Origin of the sequence: Rhizobium indigoferae (genome assembly GCF_034554815.1) — a bacterium.
GTDB classification, from domain to species: domain Bacteria; phylum Pseudomonadota; class Alphaproteobacteria; order Rhizobiales; family Rhizobiaceae; genus Rhizobium; species Rhizobium leguminosarum.
This window is the reverse complement of record NZ_CP140639.1, coordinates 229,850-245,895: the sequence shown is the minus strand read 5'-3', so window position 1 is coordinate 245,895 and position 16,046 is coordinate 229,850. Positions and strand designations below refer to the sequence as shown.

General features: G+C 55.0%; 13 protein-coding genes. 7 read left to right on the top strand and 6 right to left on the bottom strand.

What is annotated here, in order from left to right; translation table 11 throughout:
* Nucleotides 1-256: 256 nt before the first annotated feature.
* The 5 genes from U5G49_RS36470 to U5G49_RS36450 form a co-directional block, all read right to left on the bottom strand.
* Nucleotides 257-970, bottom strand: coding sequence for an ABC transporter ATP-binding protein (locus tag U5G49_RS36470; RefSeq protein WP_193446031.1), 714 nt, complete (start codon nt 968-970; stop codon nt 257-259).
* Nucleotides 967-1,743, bottom strand: coding sequence for an ABC transporter ATP-binding protein (locus U5G49_RS36465; RefSeq protein WP_193446032.1), 777 nt, complete (start codon nt 1,741-1,743; stop codon nt 967-969). The genes U5G49_RS36470 and U5G49_RS36465 overlap by 4 nt, the downstream gene beginning before the upstream one ends.
* A complete protein-coding gene (locus U5G49_RS36460; RefSeq protein WP_193446033.1) occupies nt 1,740-2,900 on the bottom strand; it encodes a branched-chain amino acid ABC transporter permease in 1,161 nt (386 codons plus the stop codon). The genes U5G49_RS36465 and U5G49_RS36460 overlap by 4 nt, the downstream gene beginning before the upstream one ends.
* Nucleotides 2,901-2,903: 3 nt before the next feature.
* Nucleotides 2,904-3,815: a branched-chain amino acid ABC transporter permease gene (locus U5G49_RS36455; protein ID WP_193446034.1), complete on the bottom strand. Its 912-nt coding sequence runs from the start codon at nt 3,813-3,815 to the stop codon at nt 2,904-2,906.
* 64 nt (nt 3,816-3,879) lie between these two features.
* Entirely contained in the window at nt 3,880-5,049 is a 1,170-nt protein-coding gene (locus U5G49_RS36450) for a branched-chain amino acid ABC transporter substrate-binding protein (RefSeq protein ID WP_246289377.1), read from the bottom strand.
* A gap of 336 nt (nt 5,050-5,385) precedes the next feature.
* Between U5G49_RS36450 and U5G49_RS36445 the strand changes: the two genes are divergently transcribed.
* The 5 genes from U5G49_RS36445 to U5G49_RS36425 all read left to right on the top strand — a co-directional run bounded on the left by U5G49_RS36445 (nt 5,386) and on the right by U5G49_RS36425 (nt 11,608).
* Complete coding sequence (locus tag U5G49_RS36445) at nt 5,386-6,006, top strand: glutathione S-transferase family protein (RefSeq protein WP_193446035.1); 621 nt, start codon at nt 5,386-5,388, stop codon at nt 6,004-6,006.
* Between the two features lie 714 nt (nt 6,007-6,720).
* A complete protein-coding gene (locus tag U5G49_RS36440) occupies nt 6,721-7,659 on the top strand; it encodes a LysR family transcriptional regulator (protein WP_193446036.1) in 939 nt (312 codons plus the stop codon).
* 537 nt (nt 7,660-8,196) lie between these two features.
* On the top strand, nt 8,197-8,775 hold the full coding sequence (gene nodL, locus U5G49_RS36435; RefSeq protein ID WP_193446037.1) for a nodulation O-acetyltransferase NodL: 579 nt from the start codon (nt 8,197-8,199) through the stop codon (nt 8,773-8,775).
* 442 nt (nt 8,776-9,217) lie between these two features.
* On the top strand, nt 9,218-11,044 hold the full coding sequence (glmS, locus tag U5G49_RS36430) for a glutamine--fructose-6-phosphate transaminase (isomerizing) (RefSeq protein WP_193446038.1): 1,827 nt from the start codon (nt 9,218-9,220) through the stop codon (nt 11,042-11,044).
* A gap of 78 nt (nt 11,045-11,122) precedes the next feature.
* Nucleotides 11,123-11,608, top strand: coding sequence for a MaoC family dehydratase (locus U5G49_RS36425; protein ID WP_193446039.1), 486 nt, complete (start codon nt 11,123-11,125; stop codon nt 11,606-11,608).
* A gap of 763 nt (nt 11,609-12,371) precedes the next feature.
* On the opposite strand, the gene U5G49_RS36420 is transcribed toward U5G49_RS36425, so the two are convergent.
* On the bottom strand, nt 12,372-13,184 hold the full coding sequence (locus U5G49_RS36420; RefSeq protein ID WP_193446040.1) for a calcium-binding protein: 813 nt from the start codon (nt 13,182-13,184) through the stop codon (nt 12,372-12,374).
* A 487-nt stretch (nt 13,185-13,671) separates the two neighbouring features.
* On the opposite strand from U5G49_RS36420, the gene U5G49_RS36415 reads away from it, so the two are divergent.
* Nucleotides 13,672-14,976, top strand: a complete 1,305-nt coding sequence (locus U5G49_RS36415; RefSeq protein WP_193446041.1) for a 4Fe-4S binding protein — start codon at nt 13,672-13,674, stop codon at nt 14,974-14,976.
* Between the two features lie 137 nt (nt 14,977-15,113).
* Nucleotides 15,114-16,040, top strand: coding sequence for an ACP S-malonyltransferase (gene fabD, locus U5G49_RS36410; RefSeq protein ID WP_193446042.1), 927 nt, complete (start codon nt 15,114-15,116; stop codon nt 16,038-16,040).
* Nucleotides 16,041-16,046: the final 6 nt, after the last annotated feature.

Here is a 16,046-nt window from a genome sequence, read left to right as displayed (position 1 = left end):
AGCGATCGGCGCCGCGTGGTTCACCGATTGGAATGGATTCGGAGGATGGCGTCGCTTGGTCCTTGACACGTGGTGCACGACAGACCATGGCATTGCATCGTCGGCCTCGTAGCCTTTTGGGATCAGCTCGGTGCACGACCGTAGCTGACGTCTTGCGGCCCTCGGCGAATGTTGACGTCAAGTCGGACAACACCTTCGGATCGATTGCCGCCGCATGTTTTTCGGCGCACAGCGATGGCTGTGATCGATTGGCGCTTTAGCCTCCGAAGTAAGCGCGGTGAACCTCGGGACTTGACCTCAGGTATTCTGCTGACCCTTTGACGATGACATGGCCTTGGAGCAGGACATATCCATAGTCGGCGATGGCCAGCGTCTGGTTGACGTTTTGCTCGACCAGGAGCACGGTGACGCCTGCTTTTGCGATGTCGCGAATGACATTGAAGTTTTCCTGGACAAACAGCGGCGAGAGACCGAGCGACGGCTCGTCGATGATGAGCATACGAGGGTCGGTCATGAGCCCACGTCCGATCGACACCATTGCCTGCTCGCCGCCTGAGAGTGTTCCGGCAATCTGCTTTTCGCGTTCTTTCAGCCGCGGAAAAATCTGAAACACCCGTTCTAAACGCGAGCGGATTTTGGCGCTGGATCGCTCATTGTAGGCGCCGACTTGTAGATTGTCTTCGACGGTCATGCGAGCGAAGATCCGGCGGCCTTCGGGGATACAGCCAATACCGAGACGGGCAATCTCGTGGGTCTTCAAACCGTCGAGTTTGTTTCCGTTGAAAGTGACCGTACCGGTTCTTGGCGGTGTGAGCCTCAGAATCGATCGGATCAAGGTCGACTTTCCCGCCCCGTTTACACCGAGAATGCAGGTTATCTGTCCCGGCATAACATCGATATCGACCCCTGTCAGAACGTCGACGGTGTCATAGGCGGTGTGAATTCCGCGAACTGTAAGAATCGGATTCATGATTGCCCCAAATATGCGCGACGGACTGCGGGATCGGCTGCCACTTCTTTGAACTTTCCCTCGCAAATCTTCTGGCCATAATTCAAAACGATGCAGTGGTCGGTGACGCGCTCGATGAGACCCATCTCATGCTCGACAATCACGATTGTCGGGTTTCCGAATTTTGGTCTTATCTCCAGGATTTCATCCATAAGCTGGTTCGTTTCGTCGTGCGTCATTCCTGCAGATGGTTCGTCCAGAAGAAGCAGAGAGGGCTTTCCAAGAAGGGCTCGGCAAATCTCAACCCGTCTGCGATCGATCATGCCGAGTGTTTCAGCCGGTTCAAACACTTTCTTCGCCAGGCCGTGATCGAATTTGGAGAGCAAATCCTCAACCTCTTGCGTGAGTTGGCGAAGTTCGGCGTGGAAAGCAGATCTTCGCACAATGTTGTGCCACACCGTGCTGGAGATGCGTCCTTGCGCTCCCATGGCGATATTGTCGAAGACCGAGAGTGGGAGGCAAAGCCGCGAGCGCTGAAAGGTCCGAGCCAAGCCGCGCGGCGCGAGCTGGTCAACCTTCACTTTCGTGGTGTCAGACCCTTCGAAGGTAATTGATCCGGAGCTTGACGGGACCAGGCCGCTGATCGTGTTAAAGAACGTGGTTTTTCCTGACCCATTAGGGCCGATAAGACCAATCACATCCCCCCTTGAGATGGAGACGTCGAGTTCGTTCAGTGCCAACAAGCCTCCAAAACGAACGGTCAAGCCACGTGTTGCAAGTATGGTATCTTTCATGATGCGGCACCTTCCTGCAAGCGTCGCAGTCGTCGGGGCAACAGCCCAGAGGGGCGAACGATAAGGACGACCATCACGACCAAGGCGAAGATGAGGAACCGATACTCCTGAACAATCTGAAGCTTCTCAGGTAGGAGCACGACCAGAAGCGTCGCGGGAAGGATGCCCCATATGTTCCCAATTCCTCCTAGAATGAGAATGGACACAATGGCCAGACTATCCCCCAGCTGAAAATTCGCCGGCGCGATAAAGGCGGTCATTTGCGCATAGATCGCGCCTGCAAGTCCGAGCAGGAAATTACCGAGGGTGAAGGCGAAAAGCTTCCAATACCAGACACGCAAACCAAAGATCGAGGCTGCGGTTTCATCCAGCCGAACCACGTCCAGCCACACGCCGATCCAGGATCGGTTCATCAATCCGAGGAGCAGCCCTGATAGTCCGACCAGGCCTCCTGTCAGGATCACATAGTTTGTGAATGAGTTGAAGGTATAACCGCCCAAGAGAATGTCTTGGCTGAAATCCCAGCCGAAGAGCACCAGTCCTGGAACCTTAATCCCCTGCGGCCCTCCGAGCACATCACTTGCCTCGACATAAACCGTGAACATCACACTGAACGCCAGTGTCGTCAGCGCAGCATAGTGTCCTCGGGTTCGAAGAACCGGGGCCAGCAAAACAAGCCCAATCACGACGGAGACTGCGCCTGCGCAAATCAGGGATATCAGGCCGGGCACCTCGCCGAAGCGACCAAGCATTGCCACCGTGTAACCGCCTGCCCCCATAAATGCGGCGGCCCCGAAATTCGTCAATCCAGCGAACCCCATCTGGATTGTCAGGCCGAAACAAGCGAGGACGTAGATGAGGACCGTCGCAAGCATCAGCAAGCCGAAGATATCTTCCCGCAAGGCGAATAACAAAACCATTGCCGACACCAGGAGACCAACACGCAGGAAATTTGGCTTTTCCTTCGCTGCAAATTCGGCCGCAGCCAGTAGTCCTGCGCGATGCGCAAGCCATGCCCCGGCGATAATGACGAGCAACACAATAATGAAGAGTGTTTCTTCTGTTATCTCAATGATTGCCGACAAAGCTACAGTCGCCGCAATTAATGTAACCAGCAGAGCTGCAATTCGTCTCGGTTTCGTACCCAACATATACATCGGCTATACTCGCTCGCTGGTACGTTCAGCCAATAGTCCGGTAGGCCTCCACGTAATTAGCATGATCATTATCGCGAATCCTATGACGTTCTTGTATTCACTCAGAGATGGCGTCGCCGCGACAACTAAAGTCTGCAAAGCAGCAAAGAGATATCCTCCGAGTATAGCTCCCCAAATGTTTCCCAGACCCCCTATAATTGCAGCTGAGAAACCTATGACAGCCAGCAACAATCCCATGTTGTAGCTTACTTCGCTGTAGTATAATCCGTACATGATGCCGGCAAAACCCGCAGTCATGGATCCAAGCGCGAAGGTAAGGGGCACAATACGTTCAAAATTAATTCCCATCATGCTGGCGGTCTCGGAGTCTTCGGCTACAGCACGCATCGCCAACCCGAACCGCGTTTTGTTGATAATCAGATAGACGAGTGCGATTGATCCCACCCCGCCACCTATCAACAGCATCCCGTCCAATCTCATATAAGCGCCGAGAAACTCATACCCTCCCTCCGGCAACAACGAAGGGAACCGTTGCGGATTGGACCCGTTGGGAAAGAACAAACGAATGCATTCGCGTATCGCTGTTCCCACCATCATGGTCATCAGAAGCATGTTGAGAGGCGGCGCGCCGCGCAGCGGAAGAATTAGCACCCTGGAGATCAAAGCTCCCAACGTGCTGGCCAACAAGATTGCAATTATGAAGCCGAACAGGAGTTGGCTCCAAATCGGCAATCCGAGTGCCTGGGCGAACCATACCGCAACCAGGCCTCCGAATGCGCCAAACGTAAAGACATCCCCATGTGAGAACTTAATTACGTTCATAACACCGAAAAAGATCGTGAATCCCATCGCCACAAGCCCGTAGACGGTGCCTTGCATGAGGCCGTTTATTATATGTTGGATCCAAGTGGCCATACTATCCTCCTGTCAGGCTCACGCGATGGAAATTAGCGAGGGGCACATAGTAGGGCCACCGACATTACTGCTGCTTCAATTTACGCTTTCCGCTCGCATATTCGCTGTCTTCCCAAACGATCCATTTCCCGTCCTGAACGACGTATTTGGTGGTTTGAAGCGTTACGTTTTGACCATGATCGTCGAAGGTGATCGGTCCGACGATGGAGGGGCGATCTTTTGTCTTGCCGAGCTCTGCGGTCACGGCAGCTCTTGTCGGTCCGACCTTCTCGATCGCCTCCAGAACAAGCATTGTCGCAGCGTAGGAGAAATGGCCGTAGGCCTCGGGTGCTTCCTTGAAGCCGGATGCCTGGTATTTCTCTAAAAAGAACCTGCCGCCGGCCGTCTGCGATAGGGGAGGGCTGTCGTAGAACGCAATGGTGCCTTCTGCCAAGTCGGGTCCTACCGCATTGATATAGGCATCGCCCATGATCGCAGAATTTCCTTCAAACTGCGCCTTGATCCCCAACTTCTCCATTTGTGTTCTAAGTCTGGCGCCAAGCGGCACCAGCCCCCCGAAGTAAACCACTTCAGGGTTCAGTTCTTTGACTTTTGTGAGCTCAGCTGAAAGATCCTGCTGATCCGGCGGAACGCTGAACGATGAAAGGATCTGGCCGCCTTCCTCACCCGTATAGAGGCTGAAGTATTTCGTGTTCGATTTGCCAAAGTCGGTCGAGTCAGCAAAGGAGACGAAGGTTTTATACCCCTCATCCTTCATGAACTTTGCGCCGACCTTGTTCTGACCAGTCAGCGCACCAGTGACGCGATTGACCTCGGGATAATCATTGCCATAGGTGATGTCGGGAAGCACGGCGGCCCATACAACCATCGGCAGCTTGTAACGGTTGAAAATATCAATGGCAGCCATCGCAGTTGAAGAGCAGTAGAATGGTATTGCCGCAATAATCGATCGATCAACCGCCGCCTTGGTCACAACCTGGACCCCGACGTTCGGTTTACATTCATCGTCGAGCGGCACGAGCTCATACTCGTAGTTAGCCCCTGAATTCGCGTTCATGACTTGAATTGCTAGTTCCGCGGAATTCCGGCCGCCTAAGCCGTAGGCCGACAGGGCGCCGGTCAACGGCCCCACCCACGCGATCTTCACCTTTTGCTTGGCTTCCACTCCATTGCTGACCGCCATAAGTGACGCACTCATGACCGCAGAAATTATGTATTTTGCTGGCACACGCATGTTAGATCCTCTCCAAACCGGCGGCTTCGTTCCCTGTAAGTTTGTTTGCTGTAAGCCGACGACTTAGGATCATAGCACCCCAACTCCCCCGCGATAGGACGTTTACGCGCCTGGATTTGGATGATTGCGACGTCATTGAAGAGGGCGGCGGAGCTTTCATATGCCCACGGCTTCCCAATTCTATCGAACCGATGGCGCGCGAGCGAAGATGCTTTTGACGATCGATCCGATAACCCGCGCTTTGGGGTGATCGCAAGCTGTTCACCAAGGGCAACAAGTTGGTCACAGGCGAGCATCAATCAATGTTCCAGATTAATAGCCAAGGAGCTTTTCTTCATGAAACTATATTGGTCATCGACATCACCATTCGTAAGAAAAGTCGTCGTAAGTGCACATGAACTCGGACTGAGCGACAGGTTGGAAACGATCCAAACCCGCGTGGCGCCGAGTAAGCCCGACCCGGCTTTATTGCCATACAACCCGCTTGGGCAGCTCCCAACACTCGTTCTCGATGACGGGACCGTGCTCTACGATAGCCTGGTCATCATCGAGTACCTCGATCATCTGGCCGGCGGCGCTAAACTCATTCCGTCCTCGCCGGAGCGGCGAATTGAAGAGCTTCGGCTGCACGCGCTGTGCAATGGGTTTCTCGACCTGTTGGTGCAATGGCGTATCGAATCTCTCAAGGATACCAAACAGATTGCCCTCATCAACGCCTTCAATCTGAAGGCAAGCAAGATATGGACAAATCTGGAGGCGACAGTCGAGGGACTTGCACAACAGCCTTTTGGCCTGTCGTCAATTACACTGGCTATCGTTGCTGAATACGCTGACTTTCGGTTTCCAAAGCTCGGTTGGCGAGAAAAATACCCGGCGCTCTCTAACTGGCATCAATCTATACAGACGCGCCCATCTTTGGCCTCAACCAGATTTTTCGATAGCTCGAAGCCTCAGTAGAGCAGGCGCTAAAACGATTCCTTGCAGCCGACCTCGTAGCATGGATTCCGACCATACCGAGAGCGCATGACTGCATGTCGATTTAGCATGAGCCCCGTTCCCGGACGGACACTAGTATTGTCCATGCCCTGATTTGAACGCCGGAGAGCACCAACGATGTACTTGAGAATTAGAGCACAAATCCGTTCGCATCACTGGCGGTATGGTCTTCGACAAGTGCCTGAGCTGAGCCTTTTAGGCGGAGAACGTCAGGTGAGCCGTCCGGGGAGTAGTAAACGCTAGATTTTCCGAGGCCAGAAGCATTGCACACCAAAAACTTCGGAGCAAGCTTTCCCATTTCTCGGCGAATAAAAATCCATCAATCCGCGTGATACGAGGAGATCGAAAATATGCTTTTTGAAACCCGGGAGCTTGCCGAGCGAAGGGCGCTGCCATTCTCTTTTCCTAGGTGGGATGATCTTGGACGATCAAGTGCGCCTCTAGCGTCATTTTGTAATCGGTCCTTCCAAAGAAGCAAAGGAACTTCAAATCCCGATGCGGCTGAAACATCGGGTCACCAAGCTGATCTCAGTCTCAGGCGCAGTTGTGGGATCTACGGGGGGATTGTGTTTTCATTTGAACGATATCATCGCCGCAACCCTTGCATCGTCGTTTCTGCGGTATTGGCTAAATTTGTTTGGATAGCATTTATCCGCATAACGGATCCATCCGGACATGCGTTTTAAGGGTCTTGATCTCAATCTTCTTGTAGCGCTCGACGCTGTGATGACAGAACGAAGCGTTACAGCTGCAGCACTCAGCATTAATCTCAGCCAGTCTGCCATGAGCGCGGCCATAGCCCGGCTCCGCGCTTATTTCAAAGACGAGTTGTTCGTAATGCAAGGGCGTGAACTTATTCCAACGCCACGGGCTGATGCGCTCGCCTCCGCGGTCCGCGATGCCCTGCTGCACATCCAAGCCTCCATCGTTTCTTCGGCGCCGTTCGAGCCAGCGAAGTCGAACCGTCGCTTCAGGATCGTTCTTTCCGACTTCATCACGCTCGTGTTTTTTGAAAAGGTTGTAGCGCGCGTTGCACGGGAGGCTCCCGGCGTGAGCTTTGAATTGCTGTCCCTCAATGAGGATCCAGGTAAAAGTCTCCAATTCGGTGACGTCGATTTTCTGATTCTTCCGGAACTGTTCATGTGCGATGCACACCCCAAAGCGAAGCTGTTCGACGAGACGCTGGCATGTGTAGGTTGCCCTACGAACAAGCAACTAATGGGAACGTTTTCCCTGGAGCAATACATGTCGATGGGGCATATTTCAGCTACGTTCGGAAGTACGCGTACGCCCTCGATCGAAGAATGGTTATTGCACGAGCACGGCCTGAAGAGACGTATCGAAATCGTCGTACCCGGCTTTAACTTGATCCCGCCGTTACTTTTGGGAACCAACCGTATATCGAGCATACCGTTGAGGCTGGCCAAACATTTCGCTGAAACGCTATCTCTTCGGATTGTCAAGCTCCCCCTGCCACTTCCGGCATTCACCGAAGCTGTCCAATGGCCTGCCTTTCACAACACGGATCCTGGAAATATCTGGATGCGCGAAATATTGTTCCAGGCGGCTTCGTGCATGCGATTTCGGAGCGAGCTGTCGGAGAGGCATAGCTGAACCATCAGTGAGCGACGCAACAGTGCTGAGGGGTCGTAGGAAGCGCGGCGGAGGAGGCAAATAGCAATTACGAAACCGCAAGACTGCAGTGATGGCAGAAAGCATAAGGGCATGGAGATTAAATGAAATTGAGCGAGCGGGTCGGGCGCCGATGGATACGATGGACGACCCTATTGAGTCGGAAGAGAACAAAAGCTTCGGGAAGCTTGGCACCTGCATGTGTAAAGCCCAACTCACGGAACATTGTACGGACCTCTTGGACATCCTTCCGCCTTGGCCGGTCTATGCGCTTGCCGCCATGTTCAGAATCTGCCAAGAGGATCTCGGATTGTGCCCCTCCCCGGAGCAATTGAAACGCAAAGGCCGCCAGCCATCTTCCCCTCCGCAGGATTTGCCTTGCTTGTGCAGAGGGCCTTCGAACCAAGCGCCAAAAGAGGAAGACTGCTCTAACTCCTCCGTGAGCACTCCCAACCGGTAGGTGAACTGGAGCATGCGGTAACGATCGACGACTCCACGAACAAGATCTGAGAAGAAACAATGACACGCAGTGAAAAAGAAAAGATGCTAGCAGGCGAAATGTACAACGCAGCAGACCCCGAGATCCAAGCCGAGCTGATGCTCACTGGGGCTTGGCTGAAGCGGTACAATGACACGCTGGGCGACCCCGCCGAGCGGTGGCACGCGCTCCTGTTAGAACGATTGGGAGCGGTCGGGGCTGGAGCGGTTATTCGTCCTCCGTTCCACTGCGATTACGGGTTCAACATTCGTCTCGGAGCTTGGGTCTACATCAATTTCAGTTGCGTCATTCTTGACGTGGCAGGGGTAACTATCGGTGACGGAACGGCAATTGGGCCTGCTGTGCAGATTTACACTGCGGACCATCCACATGATCCAGAGCAGCGCCAGGCTGGACTGCAGTTGGGACGACCTGTCACCATTGGCAGGCACGCCTGGATTGGCGGTGGAGCAATCATTCTCCCGGGTGTGACGATCGGCGATCACGCTGTCATTGGCGCTGGTAGCGTGGTCACGCGAGATGTTCCTGCGGGAAGTACGGCCGTGGGAAATCCAGCTCGGGTCAGAGTTGGTGGACGCTTGCCGCAATCACAGAAGTAGGCGTCGGGGTAAGTCCATGTACTGCCGACACAGTCGGCCATATGATCTTTCCGGCGGGACCGTTCGAAAATCGCCTGCATTCGTCCCCATGATGAAGGCTCCTTCCCATCGGTCACCAAAACCAGCTTGTCGAATCTAGAAAAACCGGCGTTTTCGAGGAGCTGCTGGATCTGCGCTATAGGCAAGAACCTCTTTGTCAGAGGGAGGCGCCCATCATCCGAGCGTAGCCTATCTGTCGACCCTTTGCAGAAGGTATCTCGCCACGTACAGCTTGGTCGACCCTTGCTGAGTGCATTGCAATCCATCGTGTGGATGATAGCTATCGCTACAATCAATTTTACTAATCTGTTCAGATTTATTAGCACGCGCTGGAGGACACGCACCGAGCGGCGTCCGCCTTCCTGATCACCGGTCGGAGGCTCTAGGGATATGGGTGACGAGCATGTGTGGGATTGTTGGTATAGTTGGACGAAAGCCCGTGTCAGAGCGGCTGGTAGAAGGCTTGGAACGGCTGGAATACCGCGGCTACGATTCAGCCGGCATTGCTACGATCTTCGAGGGAGAATTGCACCGACGGCGCACCGAAGGCAAGCTTGTGAACCTTAAAGCGAGATTGAAAAAAGAGCCCCTGAGCGGCAACGTCGGCATCGCCCACACACGCTGGGCGACCCATGGCGCACCGACAGAATGCAATGCTCACCCGCACTTTGCCGATGGCGTGGCCGTTGTTCATAACGGCATCATCGAAAATTTCTCCGAGCTAAAGGACGGATTGGCGGAGGTAGGGGCCAAGTTTACGACCGATACGGACACCGAGGTGATTGCACATCTCCTGACAAAATTCCGTCGGGATGGCATGGGACGCCTTGAGGCGATGCATGCAATGCTGAAGTGCGTCAAGGGCGCATTCGCTCTTGCCATTCTGTTTGAGGACGATCCCGCAACGATTATGGTGGCGCGCAATGGACCACCATTGGTGATAGGCCATGGCGATGGTGAGATGTTTCTAGGCTCGGACGCAATCGCTCTTGCTCCGTTCACCAATGACATCACTTATTTGAACGATGGCGATTGGGCTGTTTTAGGCGAAACAGGTGTCCAAGTATTCGATACCGAAGGCAAAGTCGTTACACGCCCGCGGCAAATCTCGATTGCTACCGCCGATCTAATCGGCAAGGGCGATCACCGGCATTTCATGGAGAAGGAGATCTACGAGCAACCGGAGGCCATCGCCCGTGCTCTCGCTTACTACATCAATGCCAACGATAACGATCTCACAACCATTTCAACCGACATCGGTTTTGCCACGGTTGAGAGCCTCGCAATCTCTGCCTGCGGCACTGCATATTTGGCTGGCCTAATTGGCAAATATTGGTTCGAGCGCTATGCACGCCTAATGGTTGAAATTGATGTCGCCTCTGAATTCCGCTATCGCGAAATCCCGCTGTCGCCGCGGTCGGCAGCGCTCTTCATCTCTCAATCTGGTGAGACGGCTGACACGCTTGCATCGCTGCGGTATTGCAAAGCACAAGGTCTGAGAATAGGCGCTGTCGTCAATACCCGAGAATCAACTATTGCCCGCGAGGCAGATGCCATCTTTCCGATCCTCGCCGGGCCGGAGATCGGCGTTGCTTCTACCAAAGCATTCACTTGCCAGCTTGCTGTTCTCGCTGCGCTAGCCATCGGCGCAGGCAAGGCGCGAGGCACAATTACGAACGATGAGGAACAGGGGCTCGTCAAAAGTCTGGTTGCGTTGCCGAGGCTTATGCGACAGGTGCTGAACGACATCAAGCCGAAGATCGAGCACCTGTCGCGGGAATTGTCGAATTCCCGTGACGTGATCTATCTCGGGCGCGGCACGAGTTTTCCATTGGCGATGGAAGGTGCGCTGAAGCTCAAGGAGGTTTCCTATATTCATGCTGAAGGCTATGCGGCAGGTGAACTAAAACACGGTCCGATCGCCCTGATCGATCAAAACATGCCCGTCATCGTCGTCGCGCCACATGACCGATTCTTCGATAAGACCGCCTCCAATATCCAGGAAGTGGCCGCACGCGGCGGCCGCATCATCCTGATCACCGACGAAATGGGAGCGTCGATCTCGAAACTCCCCACCATGCACACTATCGTGCTACCTAATGTTGATGAGATTATCGCGCCGATGATCTTTTCACTGCCGCTTCAACTTCTTGCGTATCAAACGGCGGTCGTCATGGGGAGAGATGTCGACCAGCCGCGGAATCTAGCTAAATCAGTCACAGTCGAATGATTGTGACGATTGAATAGATCGCAACTCGCCTCCGAGAAAATCCACGACATGATCAGACATCAAAATAAGTGAGGTCGTATGCACGAACTTTCGCTCGCCGACGTGCCGTCGCGAATTGGCGAGGAACTCGGTAAATCCGAATGGATCACCGTCGATCAAGCCACAATCGATCTATTTGCCGATGCGACACACGATCATCAATTCATCCACGTGCACCCGGAACGCGCGGCAGTCGAAAGCCCGTTTGGTGGCACTATCGCTCATGGCTTCTTGACACTCTCGCTTCTGTCGGCGATGAACTTCAGCGGCATGCCAAGGATCCGCGAGCAGACCATGGGCCTTAACTACGGCTTCGACCGGGTGCGTTTCATGTCACCGGTTAAAGCCGGCAGCCGTGTGCGCGGTCGCTTCGTTCTCTCTGAATGTCAATTTCGCGGCGCAAGCATGCTGGTGACCACCTACGAGGTGACGGTCGAGATCGAGAACGAGAACCGACCGGCACTCACTGCCAACTGGATCACGCTCATTCAGTTTGACCCGAAAGACAGACCTAAAGGGATTTGACATCGTCCAGCCGGCGCCAATTGCCTGCTTTCTGAACAGCGCCGCCATGGGCTAACGCGCTCTTTTGCGTTGAGCATCTTGCTTTTCCCGACGATCCGGCCCCTGCGCAATCGCCTGTCACTTCCTCTCGGTTGACTAGAGGTGCGCCGCCGGCAAGGACGGCAGACTGGCATGATGCGTAAAATCTTGGAAAGCGTTGCCAGCGAGTTGATTAGACTTGTGCAACGTGAATGGTTGTTGAGGTAAACGGCAATTGCTCCAATTTCGGCCAAGCAGATCACCGAAGCCTATTGCCAACCCCAGCACGTTGACAACAGTACTGGTAACGCCAATGCCGGAGCAAGGGCCTACTCAACGAAAGAAGCGCCGCCACAAAAGGACCTGTGGCCGCGTGGGATCCCCTAGACATGCAGCCATAAAACGGAAGTCGTCCTATTGAAAGGCCTTCAACGCGGACTTTCAGTAGGATCGAAATTGCTTCGCGGGCCGAAGCCGGAACGCTACGCAGGCGCAGCTCCTGATACCACGCTGATCTTCAGCAGCAGGGCCACCTCCGCCAGCATCTCACGATCCTCCCGACCAGGGTCACGTCTTTGCCGTCGAACAACGCCCACAGTCGGATACCACGCGACCGGCCATTGGACCTTTGTTCAGATCCCGGTGCAGTCGATCAATAAAATCACGTCGTTTCTATTTTCCGTAGCCTGCGCCACTTGGAAAAGAGAAGCGCCCCGACGGGTGGAACGCTCCTCGGATTTTCGAGTTAAATGAAGACGAAATTTGCTGCCGTAAGCGAGTTAAGATCCCACATGTCTTCCAAATTATCGGCATGAGCGAAGGCATTCGCGTGGTTCGCAGAATCGACATAGGCCAGAGTCGCACCGCCAGTTTCCTCATCATGATAGACGATGATGTCACCGGCGGCTTCGTGATCAATAGCGTTCGCGGCGGCAGCGCCAGACGCAAAGCCTCGATCAGTGATTACCACGACGTGCTCGCCGTGCGCGCCTTCGGCCGTGCCTTTGTAGAAAGTGTCCACAAATTCGCCCGGAAAACCCCTGGAATGGTTGATGAAATTCGCGCCAAACAGATCCCTATCACCGAAGCCCCCGGCGTCCATGACAAAACGGTCATGCTCCGGCTCGAAATCCTTCACAGTCGTATACCAGTGCGTTGTTCCAACCATAGGGTCGTGGTACCGGAACACGAAGGCGTCGCCATCTTCGCCGCCAATCAAAGTATCTGCGCCGTCGCCAGCCACCAGGATATCTTTACCGGGGCCGCCGTCGAGCCAGTCATCGCCCTCTTGGCTATGTGGTATTACGCGGGGCCCGTAGGTGCCGTCGCTATATAGGAGGTCGGCTCCGTCGTGACCAATGAGCGTGTCTAAGCCTCCCCCGCCGTAGGCAATGTCATGGCCCGGGCCGCACTCGACCCTGTCATTGTCTTCACCAGCCTTGACGTAGTCATCGCCCGGGCCGGCAACAATCCAGTCTTTGCCCTTTTTGGCATCGATTGTGTCGTTGTCGGGTCCCTCAATAATAAAATCGGAACTGTCACTACCTTCGATTTTCACAGCATATACTCCTTATGAGGCAGCCGGCGCCGCCAGCGCCCCTTATGTTTTTTAAGAGCGATTTAGTGAAATCCATTGATTTGATATGAACGATTTGAATGACGGATGCCAATACGTGTCTCTCGGCTCCATGCGCACTGTTGGCCGGCAGATAATGACAAAGAATTGGGGTATGACATGCGATCCGAAACGTGGCCCGTCCCAGATTGATCTGTCGGCCAAGCAGCAGCACTGTCGGCGACTCCTTGCGTGCATCGGATTTATGCGTGAGGCGAACCGTTCAATATGCATAATTGCAATACCCCTATGCGCCACGCGAGGGTTGGCGGCCGGCCGTTCTTCTGTAGGCTCGCTTTTCCTCTGGTTGGGATGCGCATTTCAGCCGATTACCAGGCCGCGATGCAGGCTTGCCGCGCGCTGTGGCCAGCGAGTTGCGGATTTTTTTAAGTTGAACAGTGGTAGTTGCGAGAGAAGCGGGGAGCGCTTGATGCTTTCATCGGTGGCTGAGCGGAAGATGCTGTATGTGCGGGGCCTATTGCTCCTCGCGTGGCTCATCCTGATTATGTCTCTCTTTTGGGATCCTTATTCCGCTGGGCTGACGGAGGCTGACAATGGAAGCAGTCCATTCAGCATCGCCCACCATGCTGTCATTGTGCAGGGCGTGGAGCTTCGTGTTGAGCCGTATGCCCTCGGCACGCGCGTCTTCTGGACCATGCTTATACCGATCATGCCGTTGTTCCTCATGGTATTCGGGCACGAAGCGTGGCGCCGGGTGTGCCCCTTATCGCTTGCCTCCCAGATACCCGGGCTGGTTGGCTTGCGTCGTTATCGCAGTAAAGTGGAGCGTCGCACCGGCACCATTCGCAAGACGCTGCCAGTGATCGGACACCAGAGTTGGCTAGCCCGCAACAGTTGGTATGTGCAGTTTGGCCTGCTGTTCATTGGTATCGTGGCCCGGATCCTCGTCATTAATACGGATCGTAAAGCCATGGCCATCGCATCGCTGTCGATCATCGGCGCTGCGTTGCTGACCGGTTTTCTGTGGGGCGGTAAGACGTGGTGCAACTATTTCTGTCCGGCGAATATCGTTCAGAAAATCTACACCGAACCTGGAGGAATCTTCGAGAGCCACCCCCATTTTTTACGCCCCAAGCTGCCTCAGTCTATGTGCCGGAAGGCAACTGCTGAAGGTGACATAGGCGCGTGTGTGGGCTGTATGGGCAATTGCGGCGACATCGACCTGCAGCGCGCCTACTGGAGCGTCGTGCTCGATCCACAGCGCCGGAATGTCTACTATATGTTCTTCGGTCTTATTATCGGTTTTTATGGGTACTATTATCTCTATGCCGGCAACTGGGGCTATTACTTCTCTGGTGTTTGGACGCATGAAGAGGGCATATGGGAAAAACTGCTTCAATCCGGCTTTTATCTCTTTGGTCAGGCTTTGCCCATACCCAAGGTTTGCGCTGCGCCTCTCACGCTCGCTATCGCCTGCACATTGTCACTTGGTCTGGGCCGCGGACTTGAGAAACTTTACCGCCGATGGCGCTCGCGCGACAATAGCATGTCAGAAAAATTGACTATCCACCACTGCCTCACAGTCGCGGCATGGTCGTCCTTCAATTGCTTTTATCTCTTCGGGGGCCAGCCCAACATCATCCTGCTGCCTGAGCTCGTTGGCCGCGTCATCGATATCATTATTGTGGCATTGAGCACAGTTTGGCTGTGCCGCGCCCTTCAGCAAAGCCCATGTCGATACCAGCTGGAGAGCAGGGCGCGACCTGCGTGTTGAAGTCGTCGGTGAGCAAAAACCGGGCTTTTGCGCCGGTGCGAAAGGCTTTGCGGAGAATGAGCCGCCACTTGACTCTGCCGGAAAGAATGTCAATTGGAGGCAAAACAGCCTTAAGGGGCGTAATCAGGGACATGAAAATGACCATCGCTTTCACTTTTCCCGGTCAGGGCAGTCAGGCCGTCGGCATGGGCAAGGATCTCGCCGAGAATTTCGCGGAAGCTCGCGCCGTTTTCGAAGAGGTCGATCAGGCACTCGGTGAAAAGCTTTCGGACGTCATGTTCAACGGTCCCGAGGATACGTTGACCTTGACTGCGAACGCCCAGCCGGCGCTGATGGCCGTCTCGATCGCCGTCGTCCGCGGGCTCGAAGCCAAAGGGCTGGATCTGAAGTCGAAGGTCGCTTACGTCGCCGGTCATTCGCTCGGCGAATATTCGGCACTCTGCGCCGCCGGCACCGCGCGGCTGTTGCGCATCCGCGGCAATGCCATGCAGGCGGCCGTCCCAGTCGGCGTCGGCGCCATGGCCGCGATCATCGGCCTCGAACATGCCGACGTCGTTGCCGTCTGCGAGGCAGCGGCCGCCGCCGGCGCCTGCCAGATCGCCAACGACAATGGCGGCGGCCAGATCGTCATCTCGGGCGAGAAGGCAGCCGTCGAAAAGGCGGCCGGTCTTGCGACCGACAAGGGCGCCAAGCGCGCCATCCTGCTGCCGGTCTCCGCTCCGTTCCATTCGACGCTGATGGCGCCGGCCGCCGACGCCATGCGCGAAGCGCTGGCAACGGTCGCCAAATCCGATCCGGTCGTGCCTGTCATCGCCAATGTCCGTGCCGCCCCCGTGACAGGCGCCGACGAGATCGCCAGCCTCCTGGTCGAGCAGGTGACCGGTCAGGTCCGCTGGCGCGAAACGGTGGAATGGTTCGCTGGAAATGGCGTCACGACGCTTTATGAACTCGGTCCCGGCAAGGTGCTGACCGGCCTTGCCCGCCGCATCGACAAGACGATCAACGGCATCTCCGTCAACGGTCCGGCGGATATCGACGCGGCCGTCGCCGCCCTCATGGCCTGATTGGTA

Bases quoted from the DNA above. Each gene is read 5' to 3' on its own strand.
- glmS (WP_193446038.1), top strand. From the start codon at position 9,218: ATGTGTGGGATTGTTGGTATAGTTGGACGAAAGCCCGTGTCAGAGCGG.
- nodL (WP_193446037.1), top strand. From the start codon at position 8,197: ATGACACGCAGTGAAAAAGAAAAGATGCTAGCAGGCGAAATGTACAAC.
- U5G49_RS36425 (WP_193446039.1), top strand. From the start codon at position 11,123: ATGCACGAACTTTCGCTCGCCGACGTGCCGTCGCGAATTGGCGAGGAA.
- U5G49_RS36445 (WP_193446035.1), top strand. From the start codon at position 5,386: ATGAAACTATATTGGTCATCGACATCACCATTCGTAAGAAAAGTCGTC.
- U5G49_RS36460 (WP_193446033.1), bottom strand. From the start codon at position 2,900: ATGTATATGTTGGGTACGAAACCGAGACGAATTGCAGCTCTGCTGGTT.
- U5G49_RS36415 (WP_193446041.1), top strand. From the start codon at position 13,672: ATGCTTTCATCGGTGGCTGAGCGGAAGATGCTGTATGTGCGGGGCCTA.
- U5G49_RS36465 (WP_193446032.1), bottom strand. From the start codon at position 1,743: ATGAAAGATACCATACTTGCAACACGTGGCTTGACCGTTCGTTTTGGA.
- fabD (WP_193446042.1), top strand. From the start codon at position 15,114: ATGACCATCGCTTTCACTTTTCCCGGTCAGGGCAGTCAGGCCGTCGGC.
- U5G49_RS36455 (WP_193446034.1), bottom strand. From the start codon at position 3,815: ATGGCCACTTGGATCCAACATATAATAAACGGCCTCATGCAAGGCACC.
- U5G49_RS36440 (WP_193446036.1), top strand. From the start codon at position 6,721: ATGCGTTTTAAGGGTCTTGATCTCAATCTTCTTGTAGCGCTCGACGCT.
- U5G49_RS36450 (WP_246289377.1), bottom strand. From the start codon at position 5,049: ATGCGTGTGCCAGCAAAATACATAATTTCTGCGGTCATGAGTGCGTCA.
- U5G49_RS36470 (WP_193446031.1), bottom strand. From the start codon at position 970: ATGAATCCGATTCTTACAGTTCGCGGAATTCACACCGCCTATGACACC.